This is a genomic window from Brumicola blandensis, assembly GCF_031846165.1.
GTDB lineage: Bacteria > Pseudomonadota > Gammaproteobacteria > Enterobacterales > Alteromonadaceae > Glaciecola > Glaciecola blandensis.
Genome location: NZ_JAVRIE010000006.1, coordinates 45,029 through 63,923, shown reverse-complemented (window position 1 = coordinate 63,923; position 18,895 = coordinate 45,029). Strand labels below are relative to the sequence as shown.

The 18,895-nt window shown below is 43.9% G+C and carries 10 protein-coding genes; 1 reads left to right on the top strand and 9 read right to left on the bottom strand.

The features are described 5' to 3' along the window. Window positions 1-176: 176 nt before the first annotated feature. From RM544_RS13900 to purH, 6 genes are all read right to left on the bottom strand, one after another. Entirely contained in the window at window positions 177-8,306 is an 8,130-nt protein-coding gene (locus RM544_RS13900) for an Ig-like domain-containing protein (protein WP_311362409.1), read from the bottom strand. Between the two features lie 480 nt (window positions 8,307-8,786). Next, window positions 8,787-10,085, bottom strand: a complete 1,299-nt coding sequence (envZ, locus tag RM544_RS13895) for a two-component system sensor histidine kinase EnvZ (RefSeq protein WP_311362408.1) — start codon at window positions 10,083-10,085, stop codon at window positions 8,787-8,789. Window positions 10,086-10,090: 5 nt separating this feature from the next. Continuing rightward, window positions 10,091-10,816, bottom strand: coding sequence for an osmolarity response regulator transcription factor OmpR (ompR, locus tag RM544_RS13890; RefSeq protein WP_311362407.1), 726 nt, complete (start codon window positions 10,814-10,816; stop codon window positions 10,091-10,093). Between the two features lie 558 nt (window positions 10,817-11,374). After that, a complete protein-coding gene (locus tag RM544_RS13885) occupies window positions 11,375-12,283 on the bottom strand; it encodes a phosphoribulokinase (protein ID WP_311362406.1) in 909 nt (302 codons plus the stop codon). A 65-nt stretch (window positions 12,284-12,348) separates the two neighbouring features. Further along, complete coding sequence (purD, locus tag RM544_RS13880; RefSeq protein WP_311362405.1) at window positions 12,349-13,641, bottom strand: phosphoribosylamine--glycine ligase; 1,293 nt, start codon at window positions 13,639-13,641, stop codon at window positions 12,349-12,351. 88 nt (window positions 13,642-13,729) lie between these two features. After that, window positions 13,730-15,334 carry a bifunctional phosphoribosylaminoimidazolecarboxamide formyltransferase/IMP cyclohydrolase gene (purH, locus tag RM544_RS13875; protein WP_311362404.1) on the bottom strand — a complete coding sequence of 535 codons (1,605 nt, stop codon included), beginning with the start codon at window positions 15,332-15,334 and terminating at the stop codon, window positions 13,730-13,732. A 328-nt stretch (window positions 15,335-15,662) separates the two neighbouring features. Here purH and RM544_RS13870 point away from each other — a divergent pair, with 328 nt between their 5' ends. Further along, the gene (locus RM544_RS13870) at window positions 15,663-16,304 is read left to right on the top strand and encodes a DUF2799 domain-containing protein (protein WP_311362403.1); all 642 of its coding nucleotides are present in this window, start codon (window positions 15,663-15,665) and stop codon (window positions 16,302-16,304) included. 110 nt (window positions 16,305-16,414) lie between these two features. Here RM544_RS13870 and fis read toward each other — a convergent pair whose 3' ends face one another. The 3 genes from fis to prmA form a co-directional block, all read right to left on the bottom strand. Beyond that, on the bottom strand, window positions 16,415-16,708 hold the full coding sequence (gene fis / locus RM544_RS13865) for a DNA-binding transcriptional regulator Fis (RefSeq protein WP_014110420.1): 294 nt from the start codon (window positions 16,706-16,708) through the stop codon (window positions 16,415-16,417). A gap of 33 nt (window positions 16,709-16,741) precedes the next feature. Then, the gene (dusB, locus tag RM544_RS13860; protein WP_311362402.1) at window positions 16,742-17,737 is read right to left on the bottom strand and encodes a tRNA dihydrouridine synthase DusB; all 996 of its coding nucleotides are present in this window, start codon (window positions 17,735-17,737) and stop codon (window positions 16,742-16,744) included. A gap of 272 nt (window positions 17,738-18,009) precedes the next feature. Further along, window positions 18,010-18,891, bottom strand: coding sequence for a 50S ribosomal protein L11 methyltransferase (gene prmA / locus RM544_RS13855; protein ID WP_311362401.1), 882 nt, complete (start codon window positions 18,889-18,891; stop codon window positions 18,010-18,012). Window positions 18,892-18,895 lie beyond the last annotated feature (4 nt).

Below are 18,895 nucleotides of genomic sequence, written 5' to 3'. Positions count from 1 at the left end.
TCTTGAGAGTGTAAACAAACGAGTCTAAATAGCGCTTTTTTTTGCTTGGAAATTGACGATATAACGCACCGAGCGAAATTAACAGCTCTGAAAAAATCATTAGTTAGGGTATTTTCAGAGCCTCTTTAAGTAAAATGTTTTTGCGCTGTTTTAGGTAACTTTCGAGAGAGAAACCCCTAGACCTCCTCTTTGGTCTGAATTCTAATCACAACACGCCGATTTTTGTATCGTATCTTTTGGATATCGTTATCAACAATTGGCAGAGATTCTCCTAAGCCTATCGCATTAAAGCTTTCATCATCTAGTCCCGTTAATTCAGCCAGTTTATTTTTAACCGCAATCGCTCGACTTTCAGATAGAAATTGATTATTTTTTACACTTCCGACTGAATCAGTATGTCCTTCTACAGTAATAGTGATGCTTTCATACTGTTCGATTACTTCACTTACCTCTGATAGTTGTAACAAATACTCTTGCTTAATTTCAGTCGAACTAGTATCAAACTGAATGTTCAGTGTTATCTCCTCTAATATCTCGCAACCTAGACTATTTACATTTTTTCCTTTAAAAGTGTTTGGACATTGGTCAACTTCATTTAAGACGCCATCACTGTCGTTGTCGTGATTGATATAAGATACAAAGTCTTCTTCTTTTTCGATGAGTGCTTCAACTTCTCGGGGCATTTCTTCTGTTTGAACGGCCGTTGGTTTTTCAATTATCCCTTGAACAACCGATTCTGCAGCGGCTTTACTATGGTTTTTTTTGGTTGTTGAACCAAAAAATCGACCAATAGACAAGCCCACATAACGTGCGTCTTTTTCTAATCCATCAAACTCTGCACGTAAAATCCAATGCTCGTTAATACGCCATTGAGCACCTAGACCTACGATTAACTGCACTGAATTTTGTTTTTCATGAAATTGCTCATAGTTTGATTTAGTGCTAACGGCCCCTAACCCAGCTCTTATAAACAGGTTCCATTCGTCTTGCTTATCAAACAACCAATAACCAGCGCTAGCTGTAAGTGCTGAATAGTCAATTTCCATGTCCTGCGGTAATGTTGGATTAGCGTGTGCAAGTTGTGCTTGACCAAGATTCGCGTAGCTAATCTCACCGAACCAATGCTCACTAATGACATAGCCTGCAGTAAATTTAAATGCACTATCAATGTCATCAATCGTGTTAAACCCAGAACTGTTTTCGTCTGGAGCTAGTAACGAAACCCCAAGACCACCGCTCGCGAACCAACAACTATCGTTCATCTTAGTATCGTCAATGCAACTCTCTTCTGACTTAACGTTAAACCCCAACGTTAAAAGTACCGACAGTATTAACACCTTCATTTTGCTCTTACTATGCTGTTTTTCAAGTTTGATTTTGGCAGCTCCTACTTTTGAGTGTTTTGTTCTGCGAGCCAAAACAAATGCAGCTAATAAACCAAGTAAGCCGAGTCCAGTATTACCTGCACCACGAATGGCTGATTCGACTTGCTTGAAAGCTTGTATCCGATCATCTATTCCATCGTTATTAAAGTCCCCAGCCTCATCAGCATCCAAAATGCCATCATTGTCAGAGTCTGTGTCACGATTATCTGAGATACCATCGCCATCTGTATCGATAGCACCTTCTTCACTATCGTCCACACCATCATTATCAGAATCTATGTCGATATAGTCTGGTATGCCATCGCCATCTGTATCAACAACACCTTCAATGCTGTCGTCGATGCCATCGTTATCAGAGTCTGTATCCAGATAATCTGGAATACCATCGCCGTCAGAATCTATGTTTCCTTCAATGCTGTCGTCAATGCCATCGCCATCACTATCAACATCACGGTAGTTTAGCAGTCCATCATTATCTGTATCTAAATCGCTTACGTAAATGTCGTCGATACCGTCGTTATTCTCGTCCAGACCGAGAGTGATCAAAACGTCAACTGCGTCATCAATTCCGTTTTCATTGCTATCAATATTAGATAATACTGTTAACACCTGTTCAGTCGTGTCAGATAAACCATCATTATCGGCGTCTTGTTCAAGTCTATCGGCTACACCATCACTATCGGTATCAACCAATGAGAATATGTCATCTACCCCATCCTCATCAGCATCAATGCCACCTGTAGCATTCACGTCGTAAGCATTATCAATACCGTCATTATCATCGTCTAAACCTAACGGTGCGGGTCGAAGTGCTTCAAAAGAATCACTTAAGCCATCGTTATCACTGTCTTTGTCGTTAGCGTCAATTATGCCATCACCATCTGAATCGATAGTCCCTTCGGTAACATCTGCGATGCCATCGTTGTCATCATCTTCATCAGCATAAGCTGGAATGCCGTCACCATCGGTATCGTTGTCACCATCGTCGCCCCGCTCGACCGGATTTGTGTCGACACTATCATCAATGCCATCACCATCGTTGTCTTCCGTAATATCTATTTGTCCATCGCCATCTTCATCAAGTCCCGAACCAGGAGTACCTTCGATGTCATTAAGCCCATCATTGTCACTGTCGATATCGCGGAAATCACGAACTCCGTCGCCATCGGTATCAATTGGGTCATAAACTAACACCGCACCTTGATCAGCTATACCATCAGTATTTTCGTCTAAAACTTGAGCTTCAACGGTATCTAACAACGTGTCGTTATCGCTGTCTAAATCGAACATATCAACTACAGCATCTAAGTCTGTATTCACCAATTGTATTGAATCATCTACACCATCGTTGTTTACATCAACACCTCCGGTATAAACCACATCAAACGCGTCATCCAAGCCATTTCCAGAAGAGTCAAAACCAGTAGCACCGCCCTCTAATCCGTCTGGAATACCGTCGTTGTCGCTGTCTATATCTAAATAGTCAGCATTTCCATCACCATCATGGTCATTACTAAACTCAATAGCGTCATCAATACCATTACTATTGAAGTCGGAGCCTTGTGTGATATCTACATCAGCTGTATCAACGATTGAATCGTTATCAGAATCGACGCCACCCACTATGTCGACATCAAAGATATTAATAACCCCATCTTGGTCGGTATCTGCCATATTAATTTGTTTTTCAATGGTATCAGGCAGATTATCGTTGTCTGAATCAAGGTCTAGGTAATTTGCTAAGCCATCATCATCTGTATCGCGGGGCATGACATCGTCATCTACGTTGTCACCATTGCTATCATTACCGCCCGTTGCATCAACATCGAAGGTGTCATCAATCCCGTCATTATCTGAATCGAGGCCAGACACGATTATTTCGATTGAATCTAATATGCCATCATTATCACTATCTGAGTCTAGGTAATCAGGGATCCCGTCATTATCGCTATCCCCTGGACCTTCAATTGCATCAGGTATGCCGTCAAAATCTTCATCTGTACCAGAATCTATTCTATCAGGCGTGCCATCACCATCGGTATCTGCAGTGCCTTCATCAGCATCGGGAATGCCATCACCATCTGAATCTTGGTCAAGGTAATCAGGCACACCATCACCATCTGTGTCATCTGCACCTTCCTCTGCATCAGGGATGCCGTCCCCATCTGAGTCTGTATCCAGATAGTCTGGTGTTCCATCACCATCAGAGTCTCCTGTACCCTCAATCTCATCTGAAATACCATCACCGTCAGAATCCAGTATGATTGTTGCAACAAAATCTACAGTTGTGATGTTACCGGCTAAGTCAGTAATTTCGGCTGTTAGCGTTTGTGTTTCAGCACTCAATGGCACTTGACTCTCGCATGACCATTGTCCGTTTTGGACTGTAGCCATGCATAAGAATGTGCCATCCTGGTCTCGTATTGTCACTATGCTGCCATCTGGAGAATTACTCGTCCCTGTAAATTCAGGTGAATTATCTAAGCCAGAATTAACGTCCTGTGCGCTTAATTCATAAGCGATCGTATCTTTATTTGTTTGACTATTTGCAACACCGCTGTTGCCTGCGTCGTCTGTTTGTTGCACGCTAATTTGTATTACGTTTTCGCCATCAACGATAGCTGATACATTAAAAGTCGCAGACCAAACCCCACCAGTACAAGAAACTAATTGCGTTTCAGGAGTTGCACCAACAACAGTGACTGAGACATCACCATCACTAACACTACAGTTGCCTGCAATTGAATAGTTGCTTGCATTGAGACTATTAGCGATAGGAGGCATATCAACAGTAACGATAGGTAAAACATCATCAAAATTCACGGTCGCTTGCGCTGCCAATGTATTGTTGTTGCCGGTGGCATCTTGGGCAACAGAGGCAGCAACATCAATAGTGACTGCACCATCAGCGGTTGGCGTGATCAAGGCGGTATAGGTATTAGCATCCACTTGCACAAAGTTAGTTGCCGTGGCATTACCCAGAGCGATATCACTTAGAGTGAAGCCGGTGACATCTTCGCTAAACTGGAATGTTGTTGTAAACGCAGCATTTGTGCTTGTAGGCACGTTTTGAATAACAACACTTGGGTCGGTACCATCAAAATTCACGGTCGCTTGCGCTGCCAATGTATTATTGTTGCCTGTTGCATCTTGGGCAACAGAGGCGGCAACATCAATAGTGACTGCACCATCAGCGGTTGGCGTGATCAAGGCGGTATAGGTATTAGCATCCACTTGCACAAAGTTAGTTGCCGTGGCATTACCCAGTGCAATGTCACTTAAGGCGAAGCCGGTGACATCCTCGCTAAACTGGAATGTCGTTGTAAATGCAGCATTTGTGTTTGCAGGTGCGTTTTGAATGACGACACTGGGGTCGGTACCATCAAAGTTCACGGTCGCTTGCGCTGCAATTGTATTGTTGTTGCCGGTGGCATCTTGGGCAACAGAGGCGGCAACATCAATAGTGACTGCACCATCAGCGGTTGGCGTGATCAAGGCGGTATAGGTATTTGCATCCACTTGGACAAAGTTAGTTGCCGTGGCATTGCCAAGTGCAATGTCACTTAAGGCGAAACCAGTCACATCTTCGCTAAACTGGAATGTCGTTGTAAATGCAGCATTTGTGCTTGTAGGCACGTTTTGAATAACAACACTTGGGTCGGTACCATCAAAATTCACGGTCGCTTGGGCTGCCAATGTATTGTTGTTGCCTGTTGCATCTTGGGCAACAGAGGCAGCGACATCGATGGTGACTGCACCGTCTGTGGCTGGCGTGATCAAAGCGGTATAGGTATTTGCATCCACTTGCACAAAGTTAGTTGCCGTGGCATTGCCAAGTGCAATGTCACTTAAGGCGAAACCAGTCACATCTTCGCTAAACTGGAATGTTGTTGTAAACGCAGCATTTGTGCTTGTAGGCACGTTTTGAATAACAACACTTGGGTCGGTACCATCAAAATTCACGGTCGCTTGCGCTGCCAATGTATTATTGTTGCCTGTTGCATCTTGGGCAACAGAGGCGGCAACATCAATAGTGACTGCACCATCAGCGGTTGGCGTGATCAAGGCGGTATAGGTATTAGCATCCACTTGCACAAAGTTAGTTGCCGTGGCATTACCCAGTGCAATGTCACTTAAGGCGAAGCCGGTGACATCCTCGCTAAACTGGAATGTCGTTGTAAATGCAGCATTTGTGTTTGCAGGTGCGTTTTGAATGACGACACTGGGGTCGGTACCATCAAAGTTCACGGTCGCTTGCGCTGCAATTGTATTGTTGTTGCCGGTGGCATCTTGGGCAACAGAGGCGGCAACATCAATAGTGACTGCACCATCAGCGGTTGGCGTGATCAAGGCGGTATAGGTATTTGCATCCACTTGGACAAAGTTAGTTGCCGTGGCATTGCCAAGTGCAATGTCACTTAAGGCGAAACCAGTCACATCTTCGCTAAACTGGAATGTCGTTGTAAATGCAGCATTTGTGCTTGTAGGCACGTTTTGAATAACAACACTTGGGTCGGTACCATCAAAATTCACGGTCGCTTGGGCTGCCAATGTATTGTTGTTGCCTGTTGCATCTTGGGCAACAGAGGCAGCGACATCGATGGTGACTGCACCGTCTGTGGCTGGCGTGATCAAAGCGGTATAGGTATTTGCATCCACTTGCACAAAGTTAGTTGCCGTGGCATTGCCAAGTGCAATGTCACTTAAGGCGAAACCAGTCACATCTTCGCTAAATTGGAATGTTGTTGTAAACGCAGCATTTGTGTTTGTTGGCGCGTTTTGAATAACAACACTTGGGTCGGTACCATCAAAATTTACGGTCGCTTGCGCTGCAATTGTATTGTTGTTGCCGGTGGCATCTTGGGCAACAGAGGCGGCAATATCAATAGTGACTGCACCATCAGCGGTTGGCGTGATCAAGGCGGTATAGGTATTAGCATCCACTTGCACAAAGTTAGTTGCCGTGGCATTGCCCAGTGCAATGTCACTTAAGGCGAAACCAGTCACATCTTCGCTAAACTGGAATGTCGTTGTAAATGCAGCATTTGTGTTTGCAGGTGCGTTTTGAATGACGACACTTGGGTCGGTACCATCAAAATTCACGGTCGCTTGAGCTGCCAATGTATTATTGTTGCCTGTTGCATCTTGGGCAACAGAGGCGGCGACATCGATGGTGACTGCACCGTCTGTGGCTGGCGTGATCAAGGCGGTATAGGTATTAGCATCCACTTGCACAAAGTTAGTTGCCGTGGCATTGCCCAGCGCGATATCACTTAGAGTGAAGCCGGTGACATCCTCGCTAAACTGGAATGTTGTTGTAAACGCAGCATTTGTGTTTGCAGATGCGTTTTGAATGACGACACTTGGCATTATTGTGTCAAAGTTCGATATAACTTGTATTGCGGCAGTATTGTTATTATTTGCGCCATCTACAGCAACGGAAGTGTTCACGTTTAACGCGACATTCCCGTTCGCAATCGGGCTGATTAGTGCAGTATATGTGTTGCCATCAATAGCTATAAAATTACTGATGTTTGCATTGAAAACATCGATGTCAGCCTGTGTAAATCCTGTCACATTCTCGCTAAACTCAAAGGTAGCTGTAAAAGCACTGTTGCTATTCGCAGGTACATTTTGAATCGCAACACTTGGTTGCAAATTATCAAAATTGCTTGCTACTTGTGTTGCTGCCGTATTGTTATTTCCTACTTGATCAATAGCTATACTTGCGGCAACGTCGATAGTTACCGAACCTTGGGTTGCTGGTGTGATAAGCGCGGTATAGGTGTTTGCATCCACCTGGACTAAGTTTGATGCTGCGCCGTTACCTACTGTAATATCATCTGTAGTAAACCCCGTTACGTCCTCACTGAACTGGAGCGTGACAGTATACGCTGAGTTAGTCGAGCTTGGCGCGTTCTGAATTACCAAACTGGGAGACATCGTATCGATATTCAGTTCTGCACTTGTTCCATCAGCAACTGATGTGTTGTCAGCCTGATCAGTTGAGGTTACGTTTACGTCATTTGCGCCATTCGTGTTTGGATTAAATGTTCCCGAAGTAGGTGTAATACTGGTGTCAATACTCCAGGTTCCGTCGGCTGCGGCTATCGTAGTAAATGTCGCGCCGCCGACAACTACTGTTACTGTACTGAGTGGTTCAGCATTACCGGTAATTGTGGGTGTGGGGTCATTTGTTGATATTGTATTGACAGAAGGTGCACTTGGCGCAGTCATATCTACTTGTGTCGTATCATCTGAATTAAATGAAGTATCAATATCTCCATCGAAGTTAAAGTTTCTGCCACCTCCAGTAACAGTATATGTTACGTCAATAGAGGTAACGGGTTTAAAATCGATTAATATTGAATTTCGCGTATCTGTGCCAAAGCTTCCAGTGGACGTGAAGGTTATATTAGTACCGTCATCATTATCAACGATAGTCGAGGCGCCGGTTCCACCGCCTGTGCCACCTTCTACCGTATACTGCGCAATGTCTGCTTTATCAAATATAGCGGTTTCACCACTATCGGAGTCAATGTCCTGAAAGACGCCAAATGGAACGATCGTTATTGCTGTCCCCAAACCTGTCGTCAAATTAAAAGTGTCTGCAACATAGAACTCATAGCTGACGGATGCTTGATGAGCGCCAGTAGTACTGCCATTATTTAAACGAACACGAGCGTTATCACCAGCAGTACTAACAGCAACAGCGCCACCAGCATCAACAGAATTAACACGTATGACCACATCTATGCTCTGCCCGTTCAAACTACCAACATCTTCCCAGAGGGTAAGACTACCATTTGCGGTCCTGTTCGCGTCTACGAACTCGAGCGCCGTTCCTGCATTCGCATAACCGGATAAAAGTAGTAAGTTTGCTAATAAGCCACATTGTGCGAATTTGTTAAGTTTGAACATGATGTAATCAACTGTATTGGAATAATTGCAAAAATGATTCCATGTCCTTTTCATCGTGCCTGTTTGTAATTAACTACAAAGTTATAAATTTTAATACCGTATAATGAATTTATCTATTTGCATCATTGACTTAAGAGGTAACAGCCTGTTTTAAAGAATGTTTTTCCTGCTTTTAATTCTAGACCTAAGTTTAAAGCGTAGCGGCTCGCATCTGAACAAAATTTGTACTAAAGAGATCTAAAAGCTAAACTTGGTTTGTAATTTTAGTCAAATTACACTGTCCATCCTAGTAATCCTAGAATGTTTGAAAATGTACCCAAAAAATCGTTTGAAGCAAGACTAATCCCTAAAACCCTAATATGGGGTAACCTCGAGCAAACAATATTTGGCAACTACAACTCGGCTTGTTGCTGAATCTAACCCAAAAGAGAAATGCATCGGAACGGAGTTGACAAGTATGGCTAGAGTTGTAATTCGTGTTCATAAGGAGCTATAGGGGAGGCTAAAACCAGCTTTTAAGCCGCCCGACGAATGGTTGCTGAACAGCATTCGCCCACCATGACTTTCAACAATACGTTTGCTGATTGCTAAACCCAGTCCTGAGCCTACCGTACCGCGAGCTTTATCACCTTGAGTAAAAGGGGCAAACAAGAAGGGGATTTCATGCTCAGGAATGCCCTTGCCGTAATCCTTAATGCTACATATCAGCGATTTTGTTTGATGATCAACTTGAGTGCTGATGCTGATATTTTCACTACCGTAGCGGAAGGCATTTTCTATCAAGTTTTCTAGCACCCGCTTAATACCCACGACACGAAGTTTCGCGTTGGGAAGTTGTTCCAGATTAAGCTCAATATAGTGATCAGGCTCCATTATACGGCCGTTAACAAGCTCTTGAATAAGTTTGTTCAAATCGACGTTTTCAGTCGCTTCTTGCTGGTCTTGGCGAGCGTAATCAATGAATTGGTCGATAATCGCGTTCATGTCTTCAATGTCGTGCTCAATACCATCTTTTACCCAATCTTGGTCGTCAGGCAACATTTCACTGGCTAAACGGATCCGAGTAAGTGGCGTGCGAAGGTCATGCGATATGCCCGCAGTCATTAAAGCGCGGTCGCTTTCAAGCTGATGGATCCCCTGCGACATTTTGTTAAAAGCATTTGTCACCGAGACCATTTCCGTACTACCTTCTAATGGCAGGGGCTCTGGGAATTGCCCTTTACCTACTTGGCGCGCGGCTTTTTGAAGCGCTTGCAGTGGTCTATTCAAACGTCGAACAAATAACCAACCACCTGCAACACTGAGAATACTAATGACAATTAAATAAATCGTGAGTGGTGATAAATCAGAGTCTTCTATGCCTTGCATCGGGATCGAAATCCAAATGCTTGGGTCTTGAGGTGGTCTGATCCAAATAAGATAGTTTTCACCACCCGTAATTCGCACATCGGTGTCGCCCCCCAAACGCTCAGAAATAGCCTTAGACATAAAATGGTAATACGTTGCATCACGCAAACCAGCATGCATTGCTGACTCCGTAGTGTGGAATCGTGTACCGGTTTTCGCCATATAGGCATTGTGCAATTCACTTTCTGGATTCTGAATGTTCTGTAGAAAAATCTGATCAATTTGCGTGGCGACCAAGGTGTTTATTTGTTGGTAGTTTGGTCGGATGAAGTAAGTCACCACTGAATAGTAAGTGACTATCTGATTAATCAGCAAAAGGCCTGCAATGAGCAGGACCGTTTGACCAAAAGTATTCTTAGGGAGAAAGCTCACTTTATTTAGTTATCTAGTTCGCCATCGGGTACGAACACATAGCCTAAGCCCCATACGGTTTGAATGTAACGTGGATTCGCTGGATCTTCTTCCAACATGCGTCGAAGTCGAGATACTTGAACATCAATACTTCGTTCAAGTGCACTGTAATCTCGACCACGCGCGAGGTTCATTAATTTGTCGCGCGATAAGGGTTCTCTTGCATGAGTCACGAGTGACTTAAGCACCGCAAACTCACCGCTAGTGAGCGTAAGCGGTTTGCCATCATCTGACATTTCACGAGTGGCTAAATTGAGTTTATAAGTACCGAAACTAACGATTTGTTCTGACTGAGAGGGCGCACCTGGCGCTTCGTTTGTTTTGCGTCGCAGAACTGCCTTGGCCCGCGCCAAAAGCTCTCTCGGATTGAATGGTTTAGGGAGATAATCATCCGCACCCATTTCTAATCCGATGATACGATCAACCTCGTCGCCTTTAGCGGTTAGCATAATGATAGGGATTTGATTTTCCTGCTGGCGTAGGCGCCGACATATGGACAAGCCGTCCTCATCAGGCAACATCAAATCTAGCACCATTAAGTGAAAGTTTTCACGTTCCAGCAACCTATCCATTTGCTCTGAATTTGCAGCTGTGCGTACTTGATAACCTTGCTCTACAAGATAGCGCTCGAGTAACGAGCGAAGTCGCATGTCGTCATCAACAACTAAGATTTTTGAGGTTTCCTGACCCATTTGCTTTCCTAAGCTACATTTTGACTAAGACTATCATAAGTGAAAGATGTACCGTCGAAAAGTAGTGAATAAAATAGGATTGTTACAAAGAGTGTCATTTTGGCTCCCACCTGCGTGGGAGTGACGGTTATGTTTGGGGTGTGATTCATCGTCACTACGTGGGGTGTGATCCACCGTCACTACTTGGGGTGTGATCCACCGTCACTACTTGGGGTGTGATCCACCGTCATTGCCGCGCAGGCGGTAATCTTTTTGGCTCCCACCTGCGTGGGAGTGACGGTTATATTTTGCGTGGGAGTGACGGTTATGTTTTGCGTGGGAGTGACGGTTATGTTTGGGGTGGGAGTGACGGTTATATTTTGGGTGGGAGTGACAGTTATATTTTAGGCAAAAAAAAACCGCCGATAAACGGCGGTACAGCTAACTCACGCAATCAACAAATTAGCTGTTTTTCTTCACTACGCGTACAAGATAGCATTCTGATATTTTTATACAATACAAAATGTCGCTCTGCGTTCAAAAAATAAGCTAAGTCATTGTCAAAACGAATGTTTAATTTTAGTCTTTTTTCTCAGCCAGCCAATCCATTTGATAACCCGCTCTGCGTTTTTTATCTAAAAGTTCTTCAATGAGTGGAGTGAGTATCAATTCCATGGCTAAACCCATTTTTCCGCCGGGTACAACGATGGTGTTAACGCGAGACATGAAAGCACCATCTATCATCTTCAATAGATAGGGATAATCGACATTTTTCATTTCGCGACGGAAGCGAACAACCACAAAACTTTCGTCTTGAGTGGGTATCTCTCTGGCACTGAATGGATTAGAGGTATCGACAGTTGGTACTCGTTGGAAATTTACGTGTGTACGTGAGAATTGTGGTGTGATGTAGTGAAAATAATCGTCAAGACTTCGAACAATACTGCTCATGACGGCATCACGAGAATGACCTCTGTCAGTAGTATCGCGAACAATCTTCTGAATCCACTCTAAGTTTACAATCGGCACCATACCAACCAAGAGATCGACATGTGAAGCAACGTCGACTTCATCAGTTTCGACGCCACCATGTAAGCCCTCGTAGAACAATAAATCGGTACTTTCTGGTAAGTCTTGCCATGGCGTAAACGTGCCGGGCATTTGGTTGAAAGGAACGGCTTCATCAAAAGTATGAAGATACTGACGAAACTGCCCTTTGCCTGAATCACCATATTCAACAAATAGTTTAGATAGCAGTTCAAAATCGTTTGCATGAGGACCAAAGTAGCTAATGTGGCGACCTTGTTCTTGCGCTTTGCGTATTTCTACCTCCATTTCAGGCCGGGTAAAACGGTGGAAGCTGTCGCCGCCTACAGAGGCCGCATTTATTTCTAAGTTCCGAAATATATGCCTAATTGCATTAGTCGTGGTCGTCGTGCCGGCGCCAGAAGAACCGGTGATTGCTATAATAGGGTGTTTTACAGACATAAGCTTCTAGGGTAATTGAATTACCCTAGTTATAAGCAACCCAGCGTGGTGGGTCAAGGTGTTTTTCAGTTTGCTTCTTGCTCGCGAGCAATCGCACGGTAGGCAATATCCGTTCTTATCATCACTCCCTGCCAATCAATTGCGTCTACTAAAGCATAGGCATTTTGTTGAGCTTCTGTCACCGTTTCGCCTAAGCCAGTAGCGCATAACACCCGTCCACCGTTGGTGAGGACTTTGTCGCCGTCTAAGACTGTGCCTGCATGAAATACTTTGCCCGGCAACTTGGCGGCTTCAGCCAAGCCAAAAATTTCATCGCCTTTCGCGTAACTACCGGGATAACCGCCGGCAGCCAACACAACGCCTACGGCAGCGCGAGTATCGAATTCAATATTTGCGGTATCAAGTTGCTGGTTTTGCGCTAACATACACAAACCAACAAGATCTGATTTCAGACGCATCATAATCGGCTGAGTTTCAGGATCACCAAAGCGACAGTTGTATTCGATAACTTTTGGTGTGCCTTGTTCATTAATCATTAATCCAGCGTATAAGAAGCCTGTATATGGATGCCCTTCGTCAGCCATACCTTGCACTGTGGGTTTAATCACTTCTTGCATAATACGCTCGTAGACTGCTGGGGTAACAACGGGAGCGGGAGAATATGCTCCCATGCCGCCAGTATTCGGACCTTGGTCCTTATCAAATGCACGTTTGTGATCTTGACTGGTAGCAAATGGCAGAATATTTTTACCATCGACCATGACGATAAAGCTAGCTTCTTCGCCTTCCAAAAACTCCTCAATAACCACTCTGCTACCTGCATCACCGAAGGCATTTCCGGCGAGCATATCTTTGATTGCATCTTCAGCTTCAGCTAGTGTCATGGCAACAATAACGCCTTTGCCCGCAGCCAAGCCGTCGGCTTTTACTACGATAGGTGCACCTTTCTCACGTACGTAAGCGATAGCGGGGTCTATTTCAGTAAAATTGGCGTAGTCTGCGGTTGGTATTTCGTGACGTGCTAAGAAGTCTTTTGTGAATGCTTTAGAACCTTCAAGTTGTGCGGCCCCTTTGCTTGGACCAAAGATAACAAGGTTGTTCGCTTGGAATAGGTCAACAATGCCATCTACCAGTGGTGCTTCAGGTCCAACAATGGTTAATCCGATTCGTTCAGATTTAGCAAACTCGAGCAGGGCTTGGGAATCTTCAGCTGCAATATCGACATTCTTCAATTTTGGCTCTAGGGCTGTTCCTGCGTTCCCAGGTGCAACAAATACCTCTGTCACCAATTTTGAATCTGCTGCTTTAAAGGCTAAAGCATGCTCTCTACCGCCACCACCAATTACCAATACTTTCATTTACGTTCTCTATTTTTTCGTTGTAATGTCAAACAGCTAAAGCATATGTGCCGCGCTGAATAACGACACACATGAACTCTAACACTTCTTAATGTTTGAAATGCCTCATTCCGGTGAATACCATCGCAATGCCATGCTCATTCGCCGCTGCAATCACTTCGTTATCGCGCATTGAACCACCAGGTTGAATAACTGCTTTAATACCAGCAGCAGCTGCGGCATCTATACCATCTCTAAATGGGAAGAAAGCATCTGAGGCCATGACGCAGCCCTCAACTTCTAAGCCTTCGTCAGCAGCTTTGATACCCGCCACTTTTGCTGAGTAAACGCGACTCATTTGTCCAGCGCCCACTCCTATTGTCATGCCATCGCGGCAATACACTATGGCGTTTGATTTCACATACTTTGCCACTTTCCATGTGAACAACAAGTCTTCTAATTGTTGTTCTGTTGGCTGTACCTCTGAGACCACGGTTAGGTCTTCTTTTTCAACCATACCAAAATCACGCTCTTGTACTAATAAGCCGCCATTGACGCGTTTAAAGTCGTAACCTTCGGTCAATTGACCCTGCCACTCGCCACATGCTAACAAACGCACATTTTGTTTGGCCGAAACAACTTCTTGAGCCTCTTTACTGACACTTGGCGCAATGATGACTTCGACAAATTGACGATCGATAATCGCTTGTGCTGTCGCGGCATCGAGTTCACGGTTGAACGCGATAATGCCTCCAAATGCAGAAGTGGGGTCAGTTTTGTAGGCCTTTTCATAGGCATTTAAAATGTTGTCGGCAATAGCAACACCACAAGGGTTGGCATGTTTGACAATAACACATGCGGCTTGCTCAAATTCCTTCACACACTCAAGCGCTGAGTCAGTATCGGCAATGTTATTGAATGAAAGTTCTTTGCCTTGCAACTGTTCTGCTGTAGCAACGGAGGCTTCTTGAATTGAGTTTTCAACATAAAAAGCGGCTTCTTGGTGACTGTTTTCACCATAGCGCAAATCTTGCTTCTTTGTCATTTGAACATTGAAAGTACGTGGGAATTCACTGTGAGTGTGTTCACAATCTTCGGCACAGTTTTGACTGACAGTTTCAATTTTGGCACCAAAATAATTGGCGATCATGCCATCGTACTCTGCGGTATGCTCAAAGGCTTTAATCGCTAAATCGAAGCGAGTCGCAAAGGTAACGCTACCGCCGTTGTCATGCATTTCTTGCATAACCTTTGAGTAATCGTCAGCGTTAACAATAATGGTAACGTCATTATGATTTTTGGCAGCTGCTCTCACCATTGTTGGCCCGCCAATATCAATGTTTTCAACGGCGTCTTCTAAACTACAATCTGGGTTTGCAACAGTCGCAGCAAATGGATATAGGTTAACGACAACGAGGTCGATGGGGGCAATAGCTTGTTCTGCCATGACCGCTTGGTCAAGATCGCGACGACCTAAAATACCACCGTGAATTTTAGGGTGTAGCGTTTTCACTCTACCATCCATGATTTCTGCTTGGCCCGTGTGTTCAGATACATCCTTGACGGCTATCCCATTTTCACGAAGCAGTTTTGCAGTGCCGCCAGTCGATAATAATTCTATGCCTTGATTGGATAGGGCGGTGGCAAATTCTACGATTCCAGTTTTGTCTGACACACTCAATAGTGCTCTTTGAATGGGTTTAGCTTTTTGCATTTCGTTCTCTACAGTTGTTCGTGTTGCTTGAGCTTTTTGAGCGAAAACGCTGCACTGTTGCAAACACGGGCTTTTAAATCGAAGGGACTTTGGATGGGCGCGGATAATAGCAACTTTTGGTCATTTTAGCACCTAAAAAGTGAACTTTATTCAGTGAAGGTTAAGCTAGGTTTGCATAAGTTAGCGCATGGAAGTAGGAAGTTGTAATCTCTAACTAGGCTATTTTGCGCTTTGCTGTTATAAAGGCTTACGATAAGGGACAAGAGGTATTTAGCTCGCCCAATTAACTGACGAACGATATGGATCGAACCACATGATAGGAATAGACATGAAACCCTCACACATATTCTCTCTACTTGCATTAACGGTGCTAATGCTATTGTTATCTGCTTGTGCAAACATGAGTCAAGCTGATTGTGAAACGGCTGACTGGGAAGCAATAGGTTATGAAGATGGTGTTTCTGGCTACCGCGATTCACAAATTGCTCAACATCGTCAGGAATGTTCAAAGCATGGTATTACGCCTGATTTACAAAAGTACTTGGCAGGTCACAATGAAGGTACTAAAAAATATTGTACTAAAACAAACGGTTTTTTCTTGGGCACCAAAGGAAATACCTACAATCGAAATTGCCCAGATTCGCTGGCAAGCGGATTTCTCGAAGGTATGGCTGATGGCAAAATTTTGTATACCTCCCAGCGAGCGATGAACAGTGCGGAAGATGCGCTAGATAGCTTGTATATGCGGATTGAAAACTTTGAAGAAGTTATCGCGGATAAAAATGATTTGATGATAGCTGATGGCTTGGTGCGCGCTGAACGCCTAGAGTTACGCCAACAAATTGATGAATTAGAATATCGAATGGTTGAACTGATTGACTTAATTCCTACCTACGAAGAAAATTTTGAAGCTGCCGTAAACACGTACGAAAATGTAAAATTGCGATTTGAAGGTTACTTCCGAAAATAAGCCCTCTGACCGTTTAGAGTAGCAATAAAAAAGGCGAACCTAGGTTCGCCTTTTCTTATTGGTTGTAATGGATCTTGATGAACCACTACTGCAACACTAAGTAATGAATCTTAGTTCATACCATATTGCTTAAGCTTCTTACGTAAAGTACCACGGTTGATACCCATTAAGTTAGCCGCACGAGTCTGGTTGCCACGAGTATATGTCATGACTTCTTCCAATAAAGGCGCTTCAATTTCAGCAAGAACCAAGTCGTATAAATTATCGATGTCTTGGTTATCTAGTTCCTTTAGATATTTGTTTACCGCTTGCTTCACAGATGCTCTTAATGGCTTCTGAGTTTGCGCTTGTGTTGGTGTAGTTACCGTAGTCGTAAAAGGTGACGTTAGATTTTGATCGAACATAATACTCTTATTGCTCTTATAAAAAGATTAAAACTAAGCTGCTGGCGACACTAAATTAGTATTGTCAGACAACGATGAAAAAAACGATTCTAAAGCTTCAATTTGGCTTTCGCCGCAGTCGATAGCGTTAAAAATTCGGCGGAATGTTCGGTCAACATCATACTTTTCCACATACCAAGCGACATGTTTTCGTGCAATACGAGCACCCATAGGGTCTCCGTAAAACGCCTGAACATTTCTGACATGTTGTGTCAGCACTGACAAGATCTCACTTAAACTTGGTTTAGATAAATATTCACCAGTAGCAAGATAGTGATTGATTTCACGAAATATCCAAGGGTTACCTTGGGCTCCGCGACCAATCATGACACCGTCCGCACCGGTTACCTTTAACACATTTACCGCGTCATCAACGGTGAGAATATCGCCGTTTGCGATGACCGGAATATCGATACAATTCTTGATACGACGAATTGTCTCGTATTCCGCTTTTCCTTTATACATACAGGCTCGCGTTCTTCCATGCACTGCCAGTGATTGAATGCCATTTGCTTGCGCAATCTGAGCAATCTGGACACCATTTCGATTATCAGTGTCCCACCCCGTACGAATTTTCAAAGTAACAGGTACATCTACTGCGTTGACCACCGCTTTCACAATGTCCTCAACCAATTTGGGTTGTTGCAGCAGTGCTGAACCCGCTAGCTTCTTATTGACTTTCTTTGCTGGACAACCCATGTTGATATCGATGATTTGCGCACCGTTATCGACATTGAACTGCGCAGCTTGAGCCATTAACTCTGGCTCGGAACCAGCAATTTGAACAGAGCGAATGCCCGATTCTCCTTCGTGGTTCATGCGTAATTGCGACTTCTGTGTATTCCAAACGCTTGGGTTACTAGACAGCATTTCAGAAACGACTAATCCAGCGCCCATTGATTTACACAATTGTCTCGTTGGTCGGTCAGTAACACCAGCCATCGGCGCAAGCATCAAATTGTTCTCTAACTCGTATTTCCCAATTCGCACTTACTACCTCAACACTGCTACTAAAACACTACTACCTCAGTAATACTGGTCCGACATGGCTCAAAACACCGACATATTACTTATTTTTCGAACAAATAGAAAGCCTAAATTTTAATCAGATTGCGCGATTAGTGAACGATTGAAAAAATATTCTGATTTGTGTCAATAGTTTACAAAGAAAATGCAAAATGAAAAAAAATAATGCTTGAAAACTGAATAAACACGCCATCTTAACTGTTTAAGAAGCCCCTATTTTAAACTAAGTTTTTACCTTATAAAGACTTTTTTGCAGTTAATCTGACCCACTCACCATCAATTTCAATAGGGTCAAAAACAAACTCAGAAGCATAGGCTTTTTCCACTTCTTCGGCTTGTTCTACTAAAATACCCGACATAATCAATTTACCGCCGGGTTTACAATATGCACTGATCACATTGTTTAGATCTTTTAAAGGACCAGCCAATATATTCGCCATCACAATATCAGCTTGCAGAGTTGGTTGGTCTGAGGGTAAATATACAGCCAATCGGTCTTCTACGCCATTGCGCTGAGCATTGTCCATGCTCGCCTGTAACGCTTGAGGATCAATATCAATACCGATGACCTTTTTCGCTTCAAGCTTCAATGCAGCGATAGCTAAAATACCTGAACCACAACCAAAGTCGACCACGGTGAGGCCATCTACTTGCGTACGATCCAACCATTTTAAGCATAAAGACGTTGTCGGGTGTGTACCTGTACCAAAAGCAAGCCCGGGGTCTAGCAAAATATTCACTGCATTGGGATCTGGTACGTCTCGCCAACTCGGACAAATCCAAAGTCTGTCGCCAAACTGCATGGGATGAAAATTTTCCATCCACTCGCGTTCCCAATCCTTGTCTTCCAACTGATCAATGACGTGTATAAAACCTTTACCTAAAGTCTTTGCATTTTCTAAACGTTTAATGACAGGCCCTAAGTCATCGTTGGCGTCAAACAGGCCAACTACCTGAGTATCTGGCCAAAGTAGTACCTCTCCCGGTTTTGGCTCGTACATGGGCGTGTCTTTAGCGTCCACAAAAGTCACGGCTTGCGCTCTGTTTGCGGACAACATATCGCCCACAGATTCAGCATATTCTGCCTTCACATTAATTTTTAATTGTTGCCACGCCATAGGT

What these genes read in the sequence shown, in the direction of transcription:
- RM544_RS13900 (WP_311362409.1), bottom strand. Translation starts at nt 8,306, where the DNA reads ATGTTCAAACTTAACAAATTCGCACAATGTGGCTTATTAGCAAACTTA.
- ompR (WP_311362407.1), bottom strand. Translation starts at nt 10,816, where the DNA reads ATGGGTCAGGAAACCTCAAAAATCTTAGTTGTTGATGACGACATGCGA.
- RM544_RS13885 (WP_311362406.1), bottom strand. Translation starts at nt 12,283, where the DNA reads ATGTCTGTAAAACACCCTATTATAGCAATCACCGGTTCTTCTGGCGCC.
- purD (WP_311362405.1), bottom strand. Translation starts at nt 13,641, where the DNA reads ATGAAAGTATTGGTAATTGGTGGTGGCGGTAGAGAGCATGCTTTAGCC.
- purH (WP_311362404.1), bottom strand. Translation starts at nt 15,334, where the DNA reads ATGCAAAAAGCTAAACCCATTCAAAGAGCACTATTGAGTGTGTCAGAC.
- RM544_RS13870 (WP_311362403.1), top strand. Translation starts at nt 15,663, where the DNA reads ATGAAACCCTCACACATATTCTCTCTACTTGCATTAACGGTGCTAATG.
- fis (WP_014110420.1), bottom strand. Translation starts at nt 16,708, where the DNA reads ATGTTCGATCAAAATCTAACGTCACCTTTTACGACTACGGTAACTACA.
- prmA (WP_311362401.1), bottom strand. Translation starts at nt 18,891, where the DNA reads ATGGCGTGGCAACAATTAAAAATTAATGTGAAGGCAGAATATGCTGAA.